The following is a 22,378-nucleotide window of genomic DNA, read 5'->3' as shown; positions in this document are numbered from 1 at the left end:
TCAGTGTCGTCCGCGCCCTGCTGCGAGCAGGCTTCCATCGGATGGAAAGGCGGACGGCTTCCTTCGGTCCTCTCGTTCTGTTCTTTGCTGTGGGTGTTGCGGGGCTTGCTGCTGATTTCTCTACCAGGCAGTTACCGGTGCAGCTCCGCGACGAAGTCGTAGTAGTCGTCGCGGCAATAGGTATCCGTCAGTTCGATTGCGCGTTGATCCGCCGAATAGCCGATACGCGTGATCACGAGCAAGGCGGCGCGTGGCGAAACATTCATCAGACGCGCGATGTCCACACTCGCATTCACCGCGCGAAAGTGCTGCAGCGCGCGAACCACCGACCGCCCGCGCTCCTCCAGATAGCGATACAGCGACAGCCCGATTGCATCCGGATCCGGTACCACCGCGACCGGCAGGGTCGATTGCTCCACGGCCATCACGATGCCGTCCGCACGACGCAGACGTTTCAGGCTCGCAACGGCCGCGCCCGGAGACAGACCCAGACGCACCGTTTCCTCCCGATTCGCTGTGCGAAGTCTGCGATCCAGCCAGACGGAATCGGATTTGAAGCCGCGCTGCTCCATTTTTCGCGTGAAGCCGGTCAGACGGGACAGCGGATCTTCCGTACGGGGCGTGATGAAACTACCTGCACCGCGCGCGCGCCGGATCAAGCCTTGCTCGACCAGCAGCGCCAGTGCCTTGCGCGCCGTGATGCGCGAAACACCCACCGCTTCCGACAACGTGCGCTCCGCCGGCAACGCCTCGCCTGCGCTCCAGGTGCCCGCATGGATGGCGCTGGCAAGACGCGACGCAAGCTGCAGGTAGAGCGGCGTTGCGCTCCGTGCATCGGGCGTCAATGCCTGCCAAACGTCATCCATCCAGGACCCCAAAAATCTTGAACGGAGCCCATTATATAACCAACATAATACCAGTCAACGCTTGTCCGGCATCTCGTAAAAACTCACTTTAATTATTTGAAATCAATTACTTATAAGAATTTACACGCGCTGTTTCGATTTTGACGAACATCAGGATTTACCCGTATTTGCATTCCACTTTTACAAGTGGTTTGCAATGTTGAATTCATTCAACTTTCGGGCATTTTCGTATTCGCAGGTCCATTCCTTCTTGGCACAATGCTGACGCTAATTCGGATTCAAAACTAAATTCAATCAAAAATTTTTGAGAGACTACGCGATGGGCCATCCAGATCCGAGCCGGGCCGTTGAAGCAGTGCGTCGCTTCAACCGCTTCTATGCGCGCCATACCGGCGCGCTCCATGAGCGGCTCCACAAGAGTTCGCTTTCTCTTACCGAGATTCGCATCCTTCACGAACTGGCGCAGCACAAGGCCAGCACGGCGGCGGACCTGGCGCGCAATCTCGGACTGGACACCGGCTATCTCAGCCGGTTGATCAGCAACTTCCAGAAGCTCGGACTGATCGCCCGCCGAAAGAACGAGGCGGACGGCCGCGCACATCTGCTGTCCATCACGCCCGAAGCAAAGGCCAAGGTCGACGAAATCGACCTGCATGTTTCCGGCGACACCGCCACGTTGCTGAAGAGGCTCACGTGCGCCGAGATCGAGCAACTGTGCTCGGCCATGGCGGATGTCGAACGTCTGTTGTCGCCGGCGCGTCCCGATGTCGAGACGCGTCTGCGTGGTCCGCGCGGGGGCGATTTCGGCTGGATGATCGAGCGCCATGCTCATCTGTGCACGGCCGGACGGCCCAAGTTGCAGAACGAGGCGTTCGCCGCAAAACTGGTCGCACGCTTCCTGACGGCGATGCAGGCGAACACACCGCGCATCGCGTGCTGGGTGGCCGAACAGGACAATGCCACGCGCATCGGCGCGGTCATGCTGACCGAGGCGTCGCAAACCCAGGCGTGCATCGACATGTTGTTCGTCGAGCCGGGCGCGCGCCGTCGTGGACTCGGAGAGCGGATGCTTGCGGCCGCCACCCACTTCGCGCACGGCGCCGGCTACGGACAGGTGATCTGCCGTCTCGAGGAGGCCCAGGAAGACCTCTGCGGGCTATTCCTGCACACGGGCTTCACGCCCGTGCAGGACGACTCGGCCACCCTGATCTGGCAACGTGAATTGCAGCAGTTGTTCGTCGAATGAACCGGTGCGGCATGAAAGGCACAACGGCGTCCCGCGGGACGCCGTTGCCTGGCAATGACGGACGAAGGCGTCTGGCCTTCAGGCGCCCTCAGAACGATGGCACCACCGAGCCCTTGAATTCGCTCTTCAGGAACTGGCGCACGTCGTCGGACTGGTAGGCGGCCACGAGTTTCTTCACCCACGGCTGGTCCTTGTCCTGCGCGCGCACGGCGATCAGGTTCGCATACGGGCTATGCACGTCTTCGAGCGCAATCGCGTCCTTCGTTGGCTGCAGGCCGGCAGCAAGCGCGAAGTTCGTGTTGATGGCGGCGGCATCGACGTCGGCGAGCGTGCGCGGCAACTGCGCCGCATCGAGTTCGACGAGCTTGATCTTCTTCGGATTCGACGCCACGTCGAGCGCGGTCGCGTTGTTGCCGTTCGTGCCGGCCCCGGCCTTCAACTTGATCACGCCCTGCGTCTGCAACAGAAGAAGAGCGCGGTTTTCGTTCGACGGATCATTCGGCACCGCCACCTTCGCGCCCTGCGGCAAGTCCTTCAACGACTTCAGCTTCTTCGAATACACGCCGAGCGGCGAGATATAGGTCAGGCCCGCGCTGACGATCTTGTAGCCGCGCTGCTTCACCTGGCTGTCGAGGTAAGGCTGATGCTGGAAACTGTTGGCGTCGAGATCGCCTGCGTCGAGCGCGGCGTTCGGCTGCACGTAGTCGTTGAATTCGATGACCTTCACGTTCAGGCCTTCGCGCTTCGCCACCTTCTGCACGACTTGCCAGATCTGGGCATCCGGGCCGCCGATGGTGCCAACCTTGATGACCTTGTCATCGGCGTGAGCGGCAGCGCTCGCGAACAGCGCGGCCGATGTGAGGGCGGTAAGAGCTTTGAGCAAATTTCTGCGCTGCATGGTGTTCCTGTTTCGATGATGCGAGGCTCGCGTGGCGTGCAGGCACTCATGAGTGACGCGCCAAGGTGACGGATGTTCGCACAGCGCTGGTGCAAACTGAAATACCGTTTGCTCATGTCTTTATCACGCGCATCACGACGCAGCTAGAATCGCGACAGAAGATCACCATTGCGCTCTCGCAGGAGGCGAGCCTCGACATGTATCTGATCAACCTGCGCTATACCGGCGCGCTGGCCGAAATCGACGACGCACTCGACGCTCACCGGCTCTTCCTCGAACGCTATTTCGCTGCGGGCGTGTTTGTCATCGCAGGGCCGAAGGTGCCGCGCGACGGCGGCGTGATTCTGGTGTCGGGCATCGAACGTGAGCGGCTCGACGCGATCCTCGCCGGGGATCCGTTCGCGCAGCAGAAGCTCGCGCACTATGAGATCACCGAGTTCAAGGCCACGCGGCTTGCCCCCGGGCTCAACCTGCCCGAGCCTTTTTCCGACGCATGAGAAAACGGCCCGTCGAGCGGGCCGTTTGCAGCATCAGTCGATCAACAGCTTCAGGTCGTGGACCCAGGGCTCCACGCCCTGGCCGTCGCGCGCGAAGAGACGCAGCTTGCCGTCCTTGTCGAAGACGTAGCTGGCGGCGGTGTGATCCATCGTGTAGTCGTCGGCCGTCTTGCCCGCCGACTTCGCGTAATACACGCGAAAATCCTTGGCGACCTGCGCGAGCTGCGCGTCGCTATCGGGCCTGAGGCCGATGAACGATGGATTGAACGCCGCGACGTACTGACCCAGCAATTCAGGTGTGTCGCGCGCGGGATCGACGGTCACCATCAGCACCTGCACGTCCTTCGCCTTGTCGCCGAGTTGTTGCAGCGCTTGCGAGAGTTCGGCGAGCGTCGTCGGGCAGACGTCGGGGCAATGCGTGTAACCGAAGAACAGCACGACGGCCTTGCCCTTGAAATCGCCGAGCGTGCGCGTCTTGCCGTGCGTGTCGGGCAACGAGAAGGCGCTGCCGAACTGCTTGTTGCCGGTGATGTCGAGATTCTTGAAATCGGGCGCTTTCTCACAGGCGGAAAGCAGCGCGGCAATGAAAAGCAGCGCGAACAGGCGACGCAGTCCGGCCATCATGCCCCGATCACCGTGCGCACGTAATGATCGATGAGCAGCGCGCCGAACAGCAGCGACAGATACACGATGGAATAGCGGAAGGTCTTGCGCGCGAGGGCATCGGAGTAATTGCGGTACATCTTCCATGCATAGCCGATGAACCCCGCACCGAGCGCGATCGCACTCGCCAGATACACGACCCCGCTCATGCCGGAGATGTACGGCATCAGCGTGACGGCGAACAGCACCAGCGTGTACAGAAAGATGTTGAGCAGCGTGTATTTCTCGCCATGCGTGACCGGCAGCATGGGCAGGCCGGCGTTCTCATAGTCCTTGCGGCGATACAGCGCGAGCGCCCAGAAATGCGGCGGCGTCCAGACGAAGATGATCAGCACGAGAATCCACGCGTCGCCGGGCAGGGCGCCCGTGACTGCGGCCCAGCCGAGCGCAGGCGGCATGGCGCCGGACGCGCCGCCGATCACGATGTTCTGCGGCGTGTACGGTTTGAGCAACAGCGTATAGATGACCGCATAACCGACGAAGGTGGCAAGCGTGAGCCACATCGTGAGCGGATTGGTGAAACGGTAGAGCGTCCCCATGCCGATGCCGCCCAGCACCGCCGAGAACCACAGGATCTGCGCCGTGGTGATCTGGCCGCGCGCGGAAGGACGCCACGCGGTGCGGCGCATCTTGGCATCGACTTTCTGCTCGACGAGACAGTTGATGGCGAAGGCCGCGCCCGCCAGCAGCCAGATGCCGACGGCGCCGCCGATCAGCTTGTCCCACGGCACCATGCCGGGAGTCGACAGGAACATGCCGATGACGGCACAGAACACCGCGAGTTGCGTCACGCGCGGCTTGGTCAGCGCGAGATACTGCGCTGCGCGGCTACCGATGGGGGAGTTGAGAGTCGTGCTGTCCATGATGTGGAGTCACGCTGAAACGACGTCGCGCGCGGGAAGCGTGGCGCGGCCGGGACGGCTGGAAGAGATTCGAAAGTTTAGCATAACGAGTAGCAGCAACAGGATCGCGGCGCCGCCGTTGTGCGCGACGGCAATGGGCAGCGGCCATTGCAGCACGATGTTCGACAGGCCGGTCAGGAACTGGATCACGATCACGAACAATACGCCGTTCGCGGGCTTGAGCAGCGATTCGAATCGTCGCAGGCGGCTCGCGAGCCACAGAAGGTACACCACCACGACAATCGCAAACGTGCGATGCGTCCAGTGGATCGCGACCAGCGCGTCCTGCGAGATCACGTCGCCGTCGCCGGTCATGCCGAGCGCGCGCCACAGGTGGAAGCCGTGCTCGAAGTTCATCGGCGGAATCCATTGGCCGTTGCACAGCGGGAAGTCGGTACACGCGAGCACCGCGTAGTTCGTGCTGACCCAGCCGCCCAGCGCAATCTGCACGATCAGCAGCAGCAAGCCGAACATCGCAGCGGGCATCCAGCGCGCGGCGGCCGTGTCGAGCGACGGAATCGGCGTCATGCGCGCCGCCAGCCAGCCGAGCACGCCGAGCAGCGCCAGTCCGAGCAGCAGATGCGTCGTAACGATCACCGGCTGCAGCTTGAGCGTGACCGTCCACGCGCCGAACGCGCCTTGCAGCAGGATCAGCGCGAGGATGCCGGTCGGCCACCACGGCGATACATGCAGCGGGCGCTTCCTGATGCGCGCCGTCCACGCGATGATCGTCTGCGCGATGATCAGCACGCCGATCGCCATCGCGAAGTAACGGTGCAGCATCTCGATCCATGCCTTCATCATGCTGACGGGACCGGTGGGCATCGCGTGATAGGCGGCGGCGATCTGCGCATGCGCGATGAACGGCGAGGACGTGCCGTAGCACCCCGGCCAGTCGGGGCAGCCGAGGCCCGAATCGGTCAGGCGCGTGAAGCCGCCGAACATGATCAAGTCGAGCGTCAGGAAGGTCGTGAGCCAGACGAGCTTGCGGAATTTGCCGTCATCGGCCTTGACCCACACGTAGGACAACGGCAGCAGCGCGATGCACACGCCGATCAGCCCCAGTTGCAGTAGAAACATGCGCTCTTACCCTTGCACTTCAGTATCAGGCGGGCATCAACCGATCCGCGACCACTTCAACAGCTTGGCCACGTCCGCGTTGATCTTCTTCGGATCGGGGTTCTTCGGGAAACGCATCATCAGGTTGCCGTTCGGATCGACGAGATAGATGTGGTCCGTGAGCTTCGTGCCGTCATCGACGGGCAGCCACGCGGCCACCGCTTTCTCGTCGGCGACCAGCATGCGCGTGTCGGGTTGCGGATAGGCGGCCTTGATGACGTCGGAGACCGGTTTGTCATCGGTACGCAGCCAGACGTTGACCACGCGCTCGCGCTCGCCCGACTGCAGCACACGAACCTGGCGCATGAAGTAGAGGCGCGTCACGCATTGCTCGTCGCACGCGCTGCCGTTCACGGTGATCATCAGCCATTTGCCTTCGAGCGACTTGAGCGGCACGCTCTCGCCTTGCTCGTTCGTCACGACGAGCTGCGACGGCAGCGGACGCTGAGGTTCGACCAGCGCGCCGTAGCTCGACGTGCCGCCCGCGGGCTTGAACACGTAGTACATCAGATAGGACGCGATCACCGGCGCCGCGCACACGAGCGCCAGCAAGATCAGCATCCAGCGTCCGCTGGTCCAGGACCCTTGTCTGGCCGTGCGTTGCCGTGCGCGGGGGGGCTTGTCGGGGTCGGTGTCGGCGGAGGTGGAGCGTTGTGTTTGCATCGATGGAACGTGCCTCGGTTCTTCGGTTGTCAGGCGTGGTGTTCGGCTTCTTCGTCAAGCGCGTCGCGTGTCGTGCCTTTCTTCGCGGCGCGCCGCGCGGCGTACAGCCCGAAGCCGACCGCCGCCGCTGCCATGCCCCACCACTGGAACATGTAGCCATAGTTGCGGTCGACGCCCAGTGTCGGCGCGGGCCAGTCGCGCACGAGCTTGTCGCCGGTGTCGTTGGTCTGCTGGATCACGAACGGCTGGAACGACAGACCGGTTTCGGCGGCATACGCGCGGATGTCCAGGTTCTGCCGGATCTCCTTGTGCGCGGCCGAGCCGCCATGTCCCAGTTCGAAAGCCTGCGACGCATTGGCGCGCGCGATGCCCTGCACGTCGACGACACCTTTCGGCGTGTCGTACGCCTCGATGCCCGTGCGGTCCGCCATGTTGCGCGGCAGCCAGCCGCGATTCACGAGCACATAGCCGCCGTCCTCGAGTTTAAGCGGCATCACGACATAAAAGCCCGGCTGGTCGTTATACGGACGATTGTCCAGATACACGACGCGTTCCGGCATGAACTCCCCGCGCGCCTCGACGCGATGGAATTCGATCGACTTCAGCGGCAGCGGGTCGACGCCAACTGTCTGCGCCGGCGCATGTTCGAACGCGAGGATGTGCGCGTTGAGCGCCTCCTTCTGATGGGCGCGGTCGCGCTGCCAGAAACCCAGCCGCACCGTCACCGCGACGACGATCAGGATGAGGAGCGTGGGCCAGAAACGAATCTTCATGCGGCAAGCCTTACCGCCGGCATCCGCTTATGCGGCGCACGGCACAATCCGTCGAGTGAGATAATGGGATGTTTCGATTCCATAGTGCTCAAGGTGGTTCCTGAGTTGATCCCGAAGTGTCGCCAACCGGATCCATGAGCAAACACTGCTGGCTGGTTTCATGCACATCTTCGTTGCTATCGCATTCATCCTGATCATCGGCAGCCTGGGCTCGGCGCTCTACTTCATGATGACCGACAAGGGCCGCACCAAGCGGATGGTCTGGTCACTCGCCGCGCGCGTCGGACTGTCCATCTCGCTGTTCCTGTTCATCCTGTTCGCTCACTGGATGGGCTGGATTCAGTCGTCGGGCATTCCGATCGGACGATAACGCCGTTACGGGCCGTCACTCGCGAGGCTTATTGTCGCGCCCCGCACGCCCTGCCTTTTCAAACGACAACGCCGCCCCTGTGGACTTCGAGGGCGGCGTGTTGATCACTGCTTCTATGCTCTCTGGGTCCAGCGTCGCCGCCGGACCCGCATCGCGAACGGCGCAGCGCGCCGTTCTGCTTCCCGCCTTCTTACAGCCAGTAGACGACGACGTACAGCCCCAGCCACACGACGTCGACGAAGTGCCAGTACCACGCTGCGCCTTCGAATGCGAAGTGGTGCTCCGCCGTGAAGTGGCCGCGGATCAGACGCACCGTCACCACTGCCAGCATCGTGCCGCCCAGGAACACGTGGAAGCCGTGGAAGCCGGTCAGCAGGAAGAACGTCGAGCCATACACGCCGGAATTGAGCGTCAGGTTCAGTTCGTTATACGCGTGGAAATACTCGTAACCCTGGCAGAACAGGAAGATCACGCCGAGCAGCACCGTTGCGCTCAGCCAGATGATCGCCTTCTTCCGATGATCTTCACGCAACGCGTGGTGAGCCACCGTCAGCGTCGCGCCGGACGACAGCAACAGCGCCGTGTTGATGGTCGGCAGGGGCCACGGCACCATCGCGCGGAAATGCGGCACGAGCGCGGCGGGACCGTTGTTCGGCCAGACGGCGCTGAAGTCCGGCCAGATCAGCTTGTAATCGAGGCTGCCGAGTTCGTGCAGCGCGATCTGCCGCGCGTAGAACAGCGCGCCGAAGAATGCCGCGAAGAACATGACTTCCGAGAAGATGAACCAGCTCATGCTCCAGCGGTACGACACATCCACGCGCTTGCCGTACATGCCGCCTTCGGATTCGGAGATGGCGTCGCCGAACCAGTGCCACAGCACGAACAGCACGAACAGCAAGCCGATGAACGTGCCCGCAGGCCCGAAGCTATGACCGTTCACCCACGATGCCAGCGACGCCAGCATGACCAGCAGGCCGGTGGCAGCCATCACCGGATGCCGCGACGGATGCGGCACGAAATAGTACGGGCTCTCGTTTTGACCGCTCATTGTTGATTCTCCACTTCGATCCAGTTGCTTGAATTTTCTTTTCCCGCCGGGTGCATGGCTGGGCCACGTCCCGGCGTTCTGTCTATCCCACTACCGCGCGCACGATCAGCAGCAACACGACGATGAACAGCACCGCGCCGATGACGCCTGCCGCGATCAGATGCAGCGGGTTCAGCTGGGCCGCATCGCTTTCCAGGTCCGCGCGCCGGCGTACGCCGAAGAACGACCAGAACACGGCCTTCATGAGCTTGAGGAAACCACCCTTCGGCGAATCCGCGCTCATGGCCGTCAGCTTCCTTTCCCGACCGTCTTCGGCGCATCCAGCTCGAAGAACGTGTACGACAGGGTGATCGTCCTGATGTCCTTCGGCAGCTTCGGATCGACGACGAACACCACCGGCAGGCGCTTGGTTTCGTTCGGGCCGAGCGTCTGCTGCGTGAAGCAGAAGCATTCGATCTTGTTGAAATACTCGGTGGCCTGCTTCGGGGCATAGCTCGGGATGGCCTGTGCCTTCACCGTGCGACCCTGCTGGTTGGTCACCTGATACATCACCGTCATCACTTCGCCGGGGTGAATGTCCAGCGTGTTCTGCTCCGGCTTGAACTGCAGCGGACCGCGCGCGTTCGCATCGAACTCGATGGACACCGTGCGGCTCGCATCCACCTGCGTGTTCTTTGCCTCGCGCGCGCTGACGTCGCGCTGCACGAGGTTGTTGATGCCGGTGACTTCGCAGATGGCCTTGTACATCGGCACCAGCGCGAAGCCGAAGCCGAACATCAGCGCGGCCACGACGAACAGCTTGACGAGCATCGACCGGTTGAACGACCGGTCGACATGCGAATTTTCCTGCGGAGTAGACACTTGGCTTTCCTACCCTCGTGACAACAGGTACTGCCTGACGACGATACCCACAAAGAAAACGGCGGCGATCAACATCATGATGATTCCGAGCCGCTTGTTGCCCGCGCGGATTTCTTCGGGCGTGCGTCTTTTTTGTGGATCCGGGGCCATGCTTTCCTTACTTTTGGTTCGCGGGGCGCTCGTGGGAGCCGCCCCGCGAAACTTCAGACTCTTTTTACTCGACCGTCGGCGGATGCTCGAAGGTATGGAACGGCGCCGGGCTCGGCACGGTCCATTCGAGGCCTTCCGCGCCATCCCACGGCTTGTCGCTCGCCTTCTCCAGCTCGCCGCCGCCACGATACGTCGGCAGCGCCACCGCGAACAGGAAGTACACCTGCGCCAGGCCGAAGCCGAATGCGCCGATGGTTGCGATCTGGTTGAAGTCGGTGAATTGCGCCGGGTAGTCCGCATAGCGGCGCGGCATGCCCGCGAGACCCAGGAAGTGCATCGGGAAGAACGTGATGTTGAAGAAGATCATCGACGCCCAGAAGTGGATCTTGCCGCGCATCTCGTTGTACATCCAGCCGGTCCACTTCGGCGCCCAGTAGTACCAGCCCGAGAACAGCGCGAACAACGAACCCGCCACCAGCACGTAGTGGAAGTGCGCCACCACGTAATAGGTGCCGTGCATCTGGATGTCGAGCGGCGCCATCGAGAGGATCAGGCCCGTGAAGCCGCCCATCGTGAACACGAACAGGAAGCCGATCGCGAACAGCATCGGGGTTTCGAAGGACAGCGCGCCGCGCCACATCGTGGCCACCCAGTTGAACACCTTCACGCCCGTCGGCACGGCGATCAGCATCGTGGCGTACATGAAGAACAGCTGGCCCGTCACCGGCATGCCGGTCGCGAACATGTGATGCGCCCAGACCATGAACGACAGGATCGCGATCGATGCCGTTGCGTACACCATCGAGCTATAGCCGAACAGCGGCTTGCGCGAAAACGCCGGGATCACCTGCGACACGATCCCGAACGCCGGCAAGATCATGATGTACACCTCGGGGTGACCGAAGAACCAGAAGATGTGCTGGTACATCACCGGATCGCCGCCGCCCGCCGCATTGAAGAACGACGTGCCGAAGTGGCGATCGAACAGCACCATGGTGATCGCGCCCGCCAGAACCGGCATCACGGCGATCAGCAGGTACGCGGTAATCAGCCAGGTCCACGCGAACATCGGCATCTTCATGAGCGTCATGCCCGGCGCGCGCATGTTGAGGATGGTCACGACGATATTGATGCCGCCCATGATCGACGACGCACCCATGATGTGGACCGCGAAGATCGCGAAGTCCATGCCCGGGCCCATCTGCGTGGAGAGCGGCGCGTACAGCGTCCAGCCCGCGGCGGTCGCGCCGCCCGGAGCGAAGAACGAACCGACCAGCAACACGGCGGCGGCCGGCAGCAGCCAGAAGCTGAAGTTGTTCATCCGCGCGAACGCCATGTCCGATGCGCCGATCTGCAGCGGCACCATCCAGTTCGCGAAACCGACGAACGCCGGCATGATCGCGCCGAACACCATGATGAGGCCGTGCATGGTGGTCAGCTGATTGAAGAACTCGGGGCGCATGATCTGCAGGCCCGGCTCGAACAGCTCGGCACGGATGCCAAGCGCCATCACGCCTCCGGAGAGGAACATGATGAAGGAGAACAACAGGTACAACGTACCGATGTCCTTGTGGTTGGTAGCGAAAAGCCAGCGGCGCCAGCCATGCGGCAGCTCGTGCGCATGGTCATCGTGCGCGTGGTCGTGGCCTGCGCCTACATCGTGTCCGATGCTAGACATGACAATCATCTCCTAAAGCGAATACTCGGGGCACTTGGCAATGACGCGTGGTTTTCCGTTGCGGGTCTGCGAAGGAAGACAGCACGCCAGGCACGTCAAGCAGCCGGACTGATTTCAACGCGACGGGCTTCCTTGTTGTCGGCGCCCCCCGTGACGGTTTCCGGTTTCTTCAACACGATGCGGTCTTCCGCCACGCCCGCTGCCTTCAGCGCATCGCGCACGGCTTGCGCGCGGCGCTTGGCGAGGTCGGCGTTGAGGTCGGCGCCGCCGGTGGCATCGGTGAAGCCGGACAACGCGATCTTCGCGTCCGGATGCGCCTTGGCGTAGGCCGCTGCGGCGTCCACCGCGTTTTTCGCGTCGGCGGGCAGCGTGTCCTTGCCCGTCTCGAAATAGATGCTGGCGGGCAGACCGGCGGCCTGCGTCGCGCTGCCGGCGTCCGCGCCCGATGCTGCCGGGGCGCTTGCTTCGGCCGCGGCGGGCGCGGCACTCGCTGCTTCCGGCGCGGAAGCCGACGCCGCCGCTGCCGTGCCGCCGCCCTCGGGCATCTTGCCTGCCTTGGCGTCGATGACCTGCTTCGGTTGCAGCACGTCGCCGGTGTGGTTGCTCCAGCTATTGCGTTCGAAAGTCACGACCGAGGCGATCTCGACGTCGTTCAGCACGCCCTGCCACGAAGGCATCGCGCCCTTGCCGTGCAGCACGAGATTCAGGTGCTCGGCGATCGAACCGTTCGCGATCTTCGAGCCGTCGAGCGCCGGGAACTGGCCTGCGCCCTTGCCGGTCGGCTGGTGGCAGACCGCGCAGTTCGACGTGTAGACCTGCTGGCCGCGCGCCATCAGCTCATCTTTCGTGTAGGTCTTGAGCGGATCGTCCTGGCCTGCGGCCATCTTCTTCTTTTGGCCGTCGACCCACTTCGCGTAGTCGTCGGTGGAGAGGACTTCCACTACTACGGGCATGTACGCGTGCTCTTTGCCGCACAGTTCGGTACAGAAGCCGCGGTAGGTGCCGACCTTCTCCGCCTTGAACCAGGTGTCGCGCACGAAGCCGGGAATCGCATCCTGCTTCACGCCGAATGCTGGCACGTACCACGAGTGCACGACGTCGTTCGCCGTGGTGATGATGCGGATCTTCTTGTCGACGGGCACGACCAGCGGATTGTCGACTTCCTGGAGATACAACGTGGAGATGGGCTTTTGGCCGTTGGTCTCGCTGCGCGGCGTGGACAGGGTGGACAGGAAGCTGATGCCTTCGCCCGGACCCTTCACATAGTCATAGCCCCACTTCCACTGATAGCCGGTGACCTTCACGGTGAGGTCGGCGTTGGACGTGTCCTTCATCGCGACGACGGCCTTGGTGGCGGGCAGCGCCATCAGGATCACGATGATGAACGGCGCGATGGTCCAGATGATTTCGACCGTGGTGCTTTCGTGGAAGTTGGCGGGCTTGAAGCCCTTCGACTTGCGATGCACGAACATCGAATAGAACATCACACCGAACACGCCAACGAAGATGACGGTGCAGATGATGAGCATGAAGATATGGAGGCCGTAGAGCTCCTCGGCGATCTTCGTCACGGGCGGCTGAAAGTTGATCTCGTTGACAGCGGGACCGCCTGGACTGTTTTCGACCGCCAGGGCTGCGCCGGCGGAAAGCAGTGCGCCTGCCGCCAGCACGCCCGAGAGGGCTCGCTTGATTGTTTTCATAGCATCCTTACCCAAATTTTCCATTCAAACCCTCGACCCCCGTGGCATCGCGCATCGGCCGGCTCTTCTCCCAGGCGCGCCTCAAACACTTCTCAGCGACGCCCGCAGCTCGGCAGCAAAGTGTTGGCGACGATGCTGTGCAAGGTGTTGTCCGATTTTCACCGATTGACCGCGCGAGATGATCGTGAGCGGCTCCCTCGGTGTCGCGCCCGCTTCGACCCGCACCCAACGCGGGTTGAACTCGAACTGCGTCAGCTCTTCGGCATTCATCTGTTCGATCAACAACCGGTTTTGATACAGCCGGATTCGCTCGTAGTCCACGGCGTGGCGCGCGTAAATCACGAACGCAATGCCTGTGACCGTCAGCTCGATTCCGGTGAACGGCAGCACCAGCCAGGCGCCATTCAGGAACAGCGGCGTTGCGATTGCCAGCGAAAACAACGCAAGCGACAGATAGAAGCCCACGAACTGACGCGGCGATACCGAACAGTTACGCTTCATGAGCCAGTCCTTGATGACCGGCCCGGTATCCGTCTGCGTCTGGCTGGCTTGCATCGCTGCCTCCATCAATCCGCACGCAATCGCATACTTTTGCTCGGATTTCGCCCAAAATTGTGTCAGCCCGGGCGACAAACTGACGCATTATAGGCGTCTTGAGGGGCATCCACAAGCAAGGGTCGTAACGCTGCAAAGCCAAGCGCCACAAGCTTCTGCGCCCTTTTGACGCACCTTTTTGCGCAGCTTTTCCACGCAAATTTCAGACATAACCTGAGCCCTATTTACGGCTTCGGCGCTTCTCTTTCTACAGCTTTCGTTTCGGTCCTCGTCCGATATCCTCGAGCCGCACGATGCCGTGTCCTTCGGCCGTGGTGCGCGGCACGGCCTTCCATGCATGGCCGTAGATCACCTCGAAGGTCAGCGGAATGGTGCCGTCGTCGCGGCGCAGCGCGTCCAGCGCCTGGTGCACCGCGCCGCGCACGGCCTGCGCATCCGCGCGGGCCGCCGCGTAAGCCCGGACGGACGGATACGCGCCCCAGCGCGTCACGTCGGCCAGCAAGGATTCGGGGGATTGGTAGGTAATGGTCAGGACTTCCTGATCCATCACCGGAATTTCGAAGCCGCTCTCCACGAGCATGTCGCCGAGGTCGTGCATGTCGACGAAATCGATCGTGTGCGGCACAGGCGCGAGACCCAGCGTGCGCTCAGCCTCGCGGTAGGCGGCTCGCAACTCGCGCAGCGTGTCGGGGCCGAAGGTGCTGAACATCAGCAGGCCGTTGCCCTTCAGCACGCGCTGCCATTCCGGAAATACGAGGTCTGGGCGGGCGTGCCAGTGCAGCGCGAGATTCGACCAAAGCAGTTCGAATGCGCCCGATGCGAACGGCAATTCAGAGAAATCGGCTTGCGCGAGTTGCGGGCCGCGCGCGCCGAGCGCCTTGGCGAGCGTCGCGGGGAGAAAGCGCCGCCAGCCTGCGCTGGCGTCGTTATCGGCAGCCTCGGCGGCGAGCGCGCGTGCAAGCATCGCGGACGAAAGATCGACACCCGTTACCGATGCCTCGGCGAACCGTTCCCGCAGACCGGGCAAATCGGCACCCATGCCGCATGCCGCGTCGAGCACGCGCAACGGGGCGACCTTGATGTAATCGAGCCGTTCGCGCATCCGTCCGGCGATCTCGCGCGGCAGGAAGGCGACCTCGTCGAAGGCAGCGGCGCGGTCGTCGAAGATCGCGCGCAAACGACGCGAATCATAGGCCGGACGGCTGGTTTCGGAGGAGGTTGGGGACATGTCGATCTATTTGCGAAGAGTGCGAAGTATACTCGGTCGTCCCGAAAACGACCCATGCGAAGTGCTGATACGAGGCATAAAGGCCGTGGGAAGCACGATGAATGCATGGAAGCAGCCGGGTCGAGCCGTCATTTCTCCAAGCAGGTGGCCTTGAACGCCGACACGATTCGTCCCTCGCCTCAACCGCCGGCCGTGACCAGCGTCATGCGCTTGCGCGCACTCGGCACGAGTTTGAAGCGCCTCGCCTCCGCAGCATTGCCGGGACAGTGTGCGTTGTGCGGCAATTTGTCGCAAAGCCTGCTTTGCCCAGGTTGCGATGCACAAGCCTGGAACGAACCGCGGGTACGCTGCGCCACGTGCGCCCTGCCGCTGACCGGGTTTCAGCTCTGTCGCTCGGGCGATGATGCGCGAGGTCATTGCGGCGCATGCCTCGAAAAACCGCCAGCCTTCAACGATACGCTCGCGCTCGCCGACTATCGCGCGCCGCTCGATACGCTCGCCGTCGGACTCAAGTTTCGTGGCCAACTCGCGGCGGCCTCGGCATTCGCGCGGCATCTGCATGCCGCGTTCGAGGACAGCCGCCTGCCCCGGCCGGACGTGATCGTTGCCGTGCCGTTGTCGCGCAAGCGGCTCATCGAACGGGGCTACAACCAGGCGTGGGCGATCGCGCGTCCGCTCGGGCGCCTGATGGGCGCGAGAAGCGACGCAGCGCTCGTGGTGCGCAACCGGCACACGCCGGCGCAATCGCGACTCGATCAGGACACGCGGCGCCGTAATGTTGCAGACGCGTTTTCGATCACACAAGCGCTGCGCGGCGTGCACGTCGGCGTGGTGGATGACGTGATGACTTCGGGCGCGACGCTCGACGCGCTCGCCCACACGCTCAAGCAAGCGGGCGCGCGCCGCGTCACCAACTTCGTGGCGCTGCGCACGCCGCAGGATTAACTCATTTCATCTTCAAACTGTCATGTTCAATGTCGTACTCGTCGAACCCGAAATTCCGCCGAACACCGGCAATGTGATCCGCCTGTGCGCCAATACCGGGGCGCGGCTGCATCTGATCGAGCCACTCGGCTTTCCGCTCGACGACACCAAGATGCGTCGCGCCGGTCTCGACTATCACGAGTATGCCGAGATGAACGTGCATGCCAACTGGCACGCTTTCATCGCAAAGGAAGCGCCGGAACTGGCGCGCATGTTCGCGTTCACGACGCGCGGCTCGACGCCGTTCTTCGATCACGCGTTCAGGCCCGGCGACTGGTTCGTGTTCGGCGCTGAAACGCGTGGGCTCGCGCCCGAATTACTCGAACGCTTTCCAAACGATCAGCGCGTGCGCCTGCCGATGCGGCCAGGCAATCGCAGCCTGAATCTGTCGAATACGGTGGCGATCGTCACGTTCGAGGCCTGGCGTCAAGCCGGTTTCGAAGGCGGCGCCTGAGCGTCAAGTTCGGCTTGATAGCGCGCAAGCATGTCGTCCTGGAAACAGGCGAAGATCACGCGCTTTAGAGAAGGCGCCACGGGCAGGGTTTGAATCACCGTGCGCACGGCGATCGGCACGGCTTGCTCGACCGGAAAGTGATAGATGCCGCAACTGATGGCCGGGAACGCGATCGACTCGCAACCGGCCTGCGCGGCCAGTTCGAGGGAACGCCGGTAACAGCTTGCAAGCAGTTCGGGCTCGTTCTTGTTGCCGCCGCTCCAGCGCGGTCCGACGGCATGAATCACGTATTTCGCCGGCAGGTCGTAGCCTGCGGTGAGCTTCGCGTCGCCGGTGTCACAGCCGCCGAGCGTTTCGCATTCGCGCAGCAACTTCTTCCCCGCCTTGCGATGAATCGCACCGTCGACGCCGCCGCCGCCCAGCAGGGACTTGTTCGCCGCGTTGACGATGGCATCGACTTGCAGGGTCGTGATGTCGACCTTGCGGGCTTCGAGCTGGGCCATGGCGCGCCTCCGGTTCGGGGACTGCAGGAACGTTTAAGACGCGCCTGTTCGGACCTGCGCGGACTTATTCCGCCTTCGCGTCCCGGTTGAGCAGCGCCTGCACGGCATCGCGCGGCGCGATGTGCTCGAAGAGCACACGGCATACCGCCTGCGTGATCGGCATCTCGATCCCGCGCGACTGCGCGAGCGCCAGCACGGCGCGTGCGCAACGCACGCCTTCCGCGACGTGGCCGAGCGCCGTGAGAATCTCGTCGAGCGTGCGGCCGCTCGCGAGCTGCATGCCGACGGTACGATTGCGCGACAGGTCGCCCGTCGCGGTGAGGATCAGGTCGCCCAGACCGGTCAGGCCCGTGAACGTCTCCGCGCGCCCGCCGAGCGCGACGCCCAGCCGCGACATCTCGGCCAGCCCGCGCGTGATCAGCGCGGCGCGCGCGTTCAAACCGAGACCGAGGCCGTCGGAAATGCCGGTGGCGATGGCAAGCACGTTCTTCACCGCGCCGCCGACTTCCACGCCGATGACATCGTCGCCGGTGTAGATGCGCATGGCGCCATGATGAAATGCCGCGACCGTGCGCGCGCCCAGTTCCGCCGATGCACTCGCAACCGTCAGCGCGACCGGCAGGCCCTGCCCCACTTCGCGCGCGAAGCTCGGGCCGGATAGCGTGCCGTTGCTCCGATGCCCGGGCAGTTCGGCTGCGACGACTTCATTGGGCAGGCACTGCGTGTCGGACTCGAAACCCTTGCAGAGCCACACGATATGCGCCGGCACGACGCCTTCCTGATGCATCGCGCGGCAGAGCTGGCGCAGCCCCGCGACCGGCGCGGCGACGACGCAGAGCGCGTCATCCGCGCACGCGTGCCGCAGCGCGGCGGCGAGATCCGCCTCGAACGCCAGCGAAGGCGGCAGCGTCACGCCGGCCAGATAGCGCGTGTTTTCGTGCGTGCGGGAGAGTGATTCGATGAGCGCGGCGTCGCGCGCCCACAAGGTCGTGTCGTGCCGGACCGCGAGGTGGCCCGCTAGTGCGGTGCCCCACGCGCCGGCGCCGAGAACGGCTACTTTCATTGCTCGGCTCCGGTCGGCGGATGTCTCGGAAACTTAATGCGTAGCGCCGTTCGCCGCGCCTTCCTGCGCCGTGGCGAGCTGGGCCATGCGTTGTTCGTACAGCGCCTGGAAATTGATTTCCGCAAGATGGATGGGCGGGAAACCGGCGCGCGTGATGGCGTCGGCGATATTCGAGCGCAGGTACGGGAACAGGATGGTGGGGCACGCAATGCCGACGAGCGGATCGATCTGTTCAGCCGGAATGTTGCGAATGTCGAAGATGCCTGCCTGCTTCGCTTCGATCAGGAACGCGACCTTGCTCGTGACCTTGGCCGTGACGGTGCCCGTCACCAGCACTTCGAACACGCTTTCCGCGAGACGGTCAGCCTTCACGTCGACTTCGACTTCCACCGAGGGCATTTCCTGTTCGAGGAAGATGGCCGGTGAATTCGGCTGCTCGAGCGACATGTCCTTCAGATAGATGCGCTGGATATTGAAAAACGGCTGGTTGTTCTCGTCGGACATAGTGATTTCCTAGGTGATTCGGTATGGGCGCGCGGTGTCAGGATGAACCGCGCGCCGGAATGCGAGCTGCGTCAGGCCGATTCGAGCAGCGGCACGAGTCCGCCCTGGCGGTCGAGCGCGGACAGGTCGTCATAGCCGCCGACGTGCGTTTCGCCGATATACACCTGCGGCACGGTGCGACGGCCGGTGCGCGTCATCATTTCCTCGCGGCGGCCGGGTTCGCGGTCGATCAGGATCTTCTCGATGGCTTCGACCCCGCGGGACTTTAAAAGACGTTCGGCCATCTGGCAATACGGGCACACGACGGTGCTGTACATGATGACTTTCTTCACTTCACTGCTCCTTGTTTCACCACCGGCATGCCGGCTTTCTGCCAGGCATCGACGCCGCCTTCCAAGACATGGACTTCGGCATAGCCTGCTTCGGACACGCTGCGGCTCGCACGTTGCGATTGTTGACCAGTCTGGCAGACGAGCACGACCGGATTACTCTTATTCTTTGCGATCTGGCCAATTTTTGCTTGGAGCTCGGAGACTTCGAGATTGCGCGAGGACGGCAGGTGGCCGCTGGCGAATTCCGCGGCCGGCCGCAGGTCCACCACGACGGCGTTGCGGCGGTTGATCAGCGTGGTGGCTTCGGCGGCGGAAATGCCGCCCCGGCCGCGCCGCATGATGGCCGGCCACAGGAGCAGCGCGCCGGACACGAGCGCGATGACGATGAGTGCGATGTTCTGGTATTCAGTGAAAAACTTCACGTCGAGCCGCCGAAATTGAGTGAAAAAGGGAGAAAGGGAAATGAGGGCAATCGGCGCATTATAAAATAACCGTTTCCCTCGATGGCCTCTGCCATTCGGCCAATGGCGCCGCGACGCGCGCGCAGGCAGGATGACGGGGTGCGATCGGCGCACCCGCTTTCCCAACTGACCGACCGAAATCATGTACAAGCTAGTGCTCATCCGCCACGGCGAATCGACGTGGAACAAGGAAAACCGCTTTACCGGCTGGGTCGACGTCGACCTGACCGAGCAAGGCAACCGCGAAGCCCGCCAGGCCGGCGTGCTGCTGAAGGAAGCCGGCTATGCGTTCGACATTGCCTATACCTCGGTTCTGAAACGCGCCATCCGCACGCTGTGGCACGTGCAGGACGAGATGGACCAGATGTATATCCCGGTCGTGCACTCGTGGCGTCTGAACGAGCGCCACTACGGCGCGCTCGCAGGCCTGAACAAAGCCGAGACCGCGAAGAAGTACGGTGACGACCAGGTGCTCGTCTGGCGCCGCAGCTACGACACCCCGCCGCCCGCCCTGGAGCCTTCGGACGAGCGCGCGTCGTTCAACGATCCGCGCTACGCCAAGGTGCCGCGCGAGCAATTGCCGCTCACCGAATGCCTGAAGGACACGGTCGCGCGCGTCCTGCCCATCTGGAACGAATCCATCGCGCCGGCCATCAAGTCGGGCAAGCAGGTCGTGATCTCGGCGCACGGCAACTCCATCCGCGCGCTGGTCAAGTATCTCGACAACGTCTCGGATCAGGACATCGTCGGGCTGAACATTCCGAACGGCGTGCCGCTCGTCTATGAACTGGACAGCGACCTGAAGCCCATCAAGCATTACTACCTGGGCGATCCGCAAGCCATCGCGGCAGCGCAGGCCGCGGTCGCCAAGCAGGGCAAGGCCGGCTGAGGGTACAAAGGGTTCGTCCGCAATCCCGGCTTCGGCCGGGCCGCTGGCGCATTGGCCGGCGCGCCGGCGCGCGCATATCGCGGGAAGAGGCATTGCCCCGTCCCGCATGGCGCGCCTCCCTATGCCTGTCCTGCATATGGCACCCCGCTGACATCGCACCGGCCGCATCGACAGCAACATCCAGGACCGGGCTCATCCCCTGCTGACGGGCACGCGCGCCCCAGGCATTTAAGTTGCGATTAAGTCGTCATTTGAGACGAGCAGGTATACTGGCCCGTCACCATAATGCCGCCCATCTGATTCCGACCGCACCCCTCTATGCGAAAGAACCTGAAAAACTTCAGCTTGGTCGCCGTTGGCGTTGCTGCCGGCGCACTGGCAACCCTGCAAATCTCCGCCTACGCGCAACAAGCCGCATCATCGCCTCTCCCGCTCGACCAATTGAGGCTCTTCGCGGAAGTCTTCGGTCAGATCAAGCATGAATACGTCGAACCCGTCGATGATAAAAAGCTCCTGACCGCTGCCATCAAGGGCATGGTGTCGAGCCTCGATCCGCACTCCTCCTATCTCGACAAGACCGACTACGAGGAACTGCAGGAACAGACCAAGGGCCGCTTCGCCGGGCTGGGCATCGAGATCTCGTCGGAAGACGGGCTCATCAAGGTCATCTCGCCCATCGAGGACACGCCCGCGTTCCGCGCCGGCATCCGTCCGGGCGACCTGATCACGCGCATCAACGACAAACCCGTACGCGGCATGACGCTCGACAAGGCCGTCAAGCAGATGCGCGGCGAGCCGGGCACCAAGGTCACGCTGACCATCTTCCGCAAGAGCGACGACCGCACCTTCCCGCTCACTGTCACGCGCGCCGTGATCCGCGTGCAGTCGGTGAAGATGAAGATCCCCGAGCCAGGTTATGGCTATATCCGCATCACAAGCTTCCAGGAGCGCACGGTGCCGGACCTCGCCGCGAAGCTGCAAGACCTCGCGCGCCAGCAACCGAACCTGAAAGGCCTCGTGCTCGACCTGCGCAACAACGGCGGCGGTCTGCTGCAGAGCGCGGTCGGCGTCGCGGGCGCGTTCCTGCCGGACAACTCCGTGGTCGTCTCCACGAATGGCCAGATTGCGGACGCGAAGCAGACCTTCCGCGACACCTATGACAACTACCGTCTGCCGTCCTTCGATTCCGACCCGTTGAAGAGCGTGCCGGAAATCTTCAAGAAGGTGCCGATGGTCGTGCTGACCAACGCCTACTCGGCGTCGGCGTCGGAGATCGTCGCGGGCGCGCTGCAGGATCATCACCGCGCGCTGATCGTCGGCAAGACGACCTTCGGCAAGGGCTCGGTGCAGACCGTGCGCCCGATGACCGCGGACACCGCGCTGCGTCTCACCACGGCGTACTACTACACGCCGAGCGGCAAGTCGATCCAGAACCAGGGCGTGCGTCCTGACGTGCCGGTGGACCAGTACGCAGACGGCGATCCGGACGACGCGCTCGTCACGCGTGAAGTGGACTACTCGAACCACCTCGCGAACACCCAGGATCCGAACGAGAAGAAGGAGCAGGAGCAACGCGAGGCGGACCGTCTCGAGCAACTGCGCATTCTCGAAGAGCAGAACGACAAGAAGACGCCCGAGCAGCGCCGCAAGGATCGCGAGCGCAAGCCGGTCGAGTTCGGCAGCTCGGACGACTTCATGCTGCAACAGGCCCTGAACAAGCTGGAAGGCAAGACGGTGGTCGAGTCGAAGTCGTATAGCGAGCGTAAGCTCGCGCAGAACAAGCCTGGACGTTCGGCTTCGGCGCCGGTCGTCGCGCCGCCTGCACTGCCGGCCACGCCGGGTTCCGCGCCCGCGTCGGGTGCGCAGCCCGCTTCTTCGCCGACCGCGCAGCAGTCGAAGTAAGCGAGTCAGCGTCGTACACGAAGGGCTTCGCGGCATCGCGCCGCGAAGCCCTTCGTCTTTGGTGCGCTT

Annotated in this window: 27 protein-coding genes; 7 read left to right on the top strand and 20 right to left on the bottom strand. The window is 63.1% G+C overall.

The window, feature by feature from the left end; genetic code table 11:
- Positions 1–131 precede the first annotated feature (131 nt).
- Positions 132–866, bottom strand: a complete 735-nt coding sequence (locus tag QCE63_RS02635; protein WP_309830261.1) for a GntR family transcriptional regulator — start codon at positions 864–866, stop codon at positions 132–134.
- A gap of 319 nt (positions 867–1,185) precedes the next feature.
- Here QCE63_RS02635 and QCE63_RS02630 point away from each other — a divergent pair, with 319 nt between their 5' ends.
- A complete protein-coding gene (locus tag QCE63_RS02630; RefSeq protein ID WP_309830259.1) occupies positions 1,186–2,112 on the top strand; it encodes a bifunctional helix-turn-helix transcriptional regulator/GNAT family N-acetyltransferase in 927 nt (308 codons plus the stop codon).
- Between the two features lie 88 nt (positions 2,113–2,200).
- On the opposite strand, the gene QCE63_RS02625 is transcribed toward QCE63_RS02630, so the two are convergent.
- Positions 2,201–3,010 (bottom strand): MetQ/NlpA family lipoprotein, encoded by an 810-nt coding sequence (locus tag QCE63_RS02625; RefSeq protein WP_309830257.1) that lies wholly within the window; start codon positions 3,008–3,010, stop codon positions 2,201–2,203.
- 197 nt (positions 3,011–3,207) lie between these two features.
- Between QCE63_RS02625 and QCE63_RS02620 the strand changes: the two genes are divergently transcribed.
- Entirely contained in the window at positions 3,208–3,507 is a 300-nt protein-coding gene (locus QCE63_RS02620; RefSeq protein WP_309833654.1) for a YciI family protein, read from the top strand.
- 33 nt (positions 3,508–3,540) lie between these two features.
- Here QCE63_RS02620 and QCE63_RS02615 read toward each other — a convergent pair whose 3' ends face one another.
- From QCE63_RS02615 to QCE63_RS02595, 5 genes are read right to left on the bottom strand one after another with little or no spacing between them, the layout of a single operon-like run.
- Positions 3,541–4,131, bottom strand: a complete 591-nt coding sequence (locus QCE63_RS02615; RefSeq protein ID WP_309830254.1) for an SCO family protein — start codon at positions 4,129–4,131, stop codon at positions 3,541–3,543.
- On the bottom strand, positions 4,128–5,033 hold the full coding sequence (gene cyoE, locus QCE63_RS02610; protein ID WP_309830252.1) for a heme o synthase: 906 nt from the start codon (positions 5,031–5,033) through the stop codon (positions 4,128–4,130). Before cyoE ends, QCE63_RS02615 begins: the two co-directional genes overlap by 4 nt.
- 9 nt (positions 5,034–5,042) lie before the next feature.
- Positions 5,043–6,152, bottom strand: a complete 1,110-nt coding sequence (locus tag QCE63_RS02605) for a COX15/CtaA family protein (RefSeq protein WP_309830250.1) — start codon at positions 6,150–6,152, stop codon at positions 5,043–5,045.
- 36 nt (positions 6,153–6,188) lie between these two features.
- Positions 6,189–6,854 carry a cytochrome C oxidase subunit I gene (locus tag QCE63_RS02600; RefSeq protein ID WP_309830247.1) on the bottom strand — a complete coding sequence of 222 codons (666 nt, stop codon included), beginning with the start codon at positions 6,852–6,854 and terminating at the stop codon, positions 6,189–6,191.
- A 29-nt stretch (positions 6,855–6,883) separates the two neighbouring features.
- A complete protein-coding gene (locus QCE63_RS02595; protein ID WP_309830246.1) occupies positions 6,884–7,627 on the bottom strand; it encodes an SURF1 family protein in 744 nt (247 codons plus the stop codon).
- Between the two features lie 160 nt (positions 7,628–7,787).
- Between QCE63_RS02595 and QCE63_RS02590 the strand changes: the two genes are divergently transcribed.
- A complete protein-coding gene (locus QCE63_RS02590; RefSeq protein ID WP_309830243.1) occupies positions 7,788–7,997 on the top strand; it encodes a twin transmembrane helix small protein in 210 nt (69 codons plus the stop codon).
- 190 nt (positions 7,998–8,187) lie between these two features.
- On the opposite strand, the gene QCE63_RS02585 is transcribed toward QCE63_RS02590, so the two are convergent.
- The 8 genes from QCE63_RS02585 to QCE63_RS02550 form a co-directional block, all read right to left on the bottom strand.
- Positions 8,188–9,045 carry a cytochrome c oxidase subunit 3 gene (locus QCE63_RS02585; RefSeq protein WP_309830240.1) on the bottom strand — a complete coding sequence of 286 codons (858 nt, stop codon included), beginning with the start codon at positions 9,043–9,045 and terminating at the stop codon, positions 8,188–8,190.
- An 82-nt stretch (positions 9,046–9,127) separates the two neighbouring features.
- Positions 9,128–9,328: a DUF2970 domain-containing protein gene (locus tag QCE63_RS02580; protein ID WP_309807096.1), complete on the bottom strand. Its 201-nt coding sequence runs from the start codon at positions 9,326–9,328 to the stop codon at positions 9,128–9,130.
- A 5-nt stretch (positions 9,329–9,333) separates the two neighbouring features.
- A complete protein-coding gene (locus QCE63_RS02575; protein ID WP_309830238.1) occupies positions 9,334–9,906 on the bottom strand; it encodes a cytochrome c oxidase assembly protein in 573 nt (190 codons plus the stop codon).
- Between the two features lie 9 nt (positions 9,907–9,915).
- Positions 9,916–10,056: a cytochrome oxidase small assembly protein gene (locus QCE63_RS02570; protein ID WP_309830235.1), complete on the bottom strand. Its 141-nt coding sequence runs from the start codon at positions 10,054–10,056 to the stop codon at positions 9,916–9,918.
- Positions 10,057–10,120: 64 nt separating this feature from the next.
- The gene (gene ctaD / locus QCE63_RS02565; RefSeq protein ID WP_309807093.1) at positions 10,121–11,734 is read right to left on the bottom strand and encodes a cytochrome c oxidase subunit I; all 1,614 of its coding nucleotides are present in this window, start codon (positions 11,732–11,734) and stop codon (positions 10,121–10,123) included.
- Positions 11,735–11,829: 95 nt separating this feature from the next.
- The gene (coxB, locus tag QCE63_RS02560) at positions 11,830–13,458 is read right to left on the bottom strand and encodes a cytochrome c oxidase subunit II (RefSeq protein ID WP_309830233.1); all 1,629 of its coding nucleotides are present in this window, start codon (positions 13,456–13,458) and stop codon (positions 11,830–11,832) included.
- Between the two features lie 57 nt (positions 13,459–13,515).
- Positions 13,516–13,989: a DUF2244 domain-containing protein gene (locus tag QCE63_RS02555; protein WP_309833653.1), complete on the bottom strand. Its 474-nt coding sequence runs from the start codon at positions 13,987–13,989 to the stop codon at positions 13,516–13,518.
- 247 nt (positions 13,990–14,236) lie between these two features.
- Positions 14,237–15,217, bottom strand: coding sequence for a methyltransferase domain-containing protein (locus tag QCE63_RS02550; protein ID WP_309830231.1), 981 nt, complete (start codon positions 15,215–15,217; stop codon positions 14,237–14,239).
- A 204-nt stretch (positions 15,218–15,421) separates the two neighbouring features.
- Here QCE63_RS02550 and QCE63_RS02545 point away from each other — a divergent pair, with 204 nt between their 5' ends.
- Positions 15,422–16,162 (top strand): ComF family protein, encoded by a 741-nt coding sequence (locus tag QCE63_RS02545; protein WP_309833651.1) that lies wholly within the window; start codon positions 15,422–15,424, stop codon positions 16,160–16,162.
- Between the two features lie 22 nt (positions 16,163–16,184).
- Positions 16,185–16,655, top strand: a complete 471-nt coding sequence (gene trmL, locus QCE63_RS02540) for a tRNA (uridine(34)/cytosine(34)/5-carboxymethylaminomethyluridine(34)-2'-O)-methyltransferase TrmL (RefSeq protein WP_309830229.1) — start codon at positions 16,185–16,187, stop codon at positions 16,653–16,655.
- Here trmL and QCE63_RS02535 read toward each other — a convergent pair.
- From QCE63_RS02535 to QCE63_RS02515, 5 genes are all read right to left on the bottom strand, one after another.
- Complete coding sequence (locus tag QCE63_RS02535) at positions 16,628–17,158, bottom strand: O-acetyl-ADP-ribose deacetylase (RefSeq protein ID WP_309830225.1); 531 nt, start codon at positions 17,156–17,158, stop codon at positions 16,628–16,630. The genes trmL and QCE63_RS02535 overlap by 28 nt on opposite strands.
- 64 nt (positions 17,159–17,222) lie before the next feature.
- Positions 17,223–18,221, bottom strand: coding sequence for an NAD(P)H-dependent glycerol-3-phosphate dehydrogenase (locus QCE63_RS02530; protein ID WP_309830223.1), 999 nt, complete (start codon positions 18,219–18,221; stop codon positions 17,223–17,225).
- A gap of 33 nt (positions 18,222–18,254) precedes the next feature.
- Complete coding sequence (gene secB / locus QCE63_RS02525) at positions 18,255–18,725, bottom strand: protein-export chaperone SecB (RefSeq protein ID WP_309807086.1); 471 nt, start codon at positions 18,723–18,725, stop codon at positions 18,255–18,257.
- Between the two features lie 71 nt (positions 18,726–18,796).
- Positions 18,797–19,057, bottom strand: coding sequence for a glutaredoxin 3 (grxC, locus tag QCE63_RS02520; RefSeq protein WP_309830221.1), 261 nt, complete (start codon positions 19,055–19,057; stop codon positions 18,797–18,799).
- Positions 19,054–19,479, bottom strand: a complete 426-nt coding sequence (locus tag QCE63_RS02515; protein WP_309833650.1) for a rhodanese-like domain-containing protein — start codon at positions 19,477–19,479, stop codon at positions 19,054–19,056. The genes grxC and QCE63_RS02515 overlap by 4 nt, the downstream gene beginning before the upstream one ends.
- Before the next feature lie 181 nt (positions 19,480–19,660).
- Between QCE63_RS02515 and gpmA the strand changes: the two genes are divergently transcribed.
- Together gpmA and QCE63_RS02505 are read left to right on the top strand one after the other, a co-directional pair.
- Positions 19,661–20,407, top strand: a complete 747-nt coding sequence (gpmA, locus tag QCE63_RS02510) for a 2,3-diphosphoglycerate-dependent phosphoglycerate mutase (protein ID WP_309830219.1) — start codon at positions 19,661–19,663, stop codon at positions 20,405–20,407.
- Positions 20,408–20,725: 318 nt separating this feature from the next.
- Entirely contained in the window at positions 20,726–22,309 is a 1,584-nt protein-coding gene (locus QCE63_RS02505; RefSeq protein WP_309830217.1) for a S41 family peptidase, read from the top strand.
- Positions 22,310–22,378 lie beyond the last annotated feature (69 nt).

Origin of the sequence: Caballeronia sp. LZ065, assembly GCF_031450975.1 — a bacterium.
In the GTDB taxonomy this organism is placed as follows: Bacteria; Pseudomonadota; Gammaproteobacteria; order Burkholderiales; family Burkholderiaceae; genus Caballeronia.
Note: the sequence above shows the minus strand (reverse complement) of the source record. Positions and strands in the feature narration are given on the sequence as shown.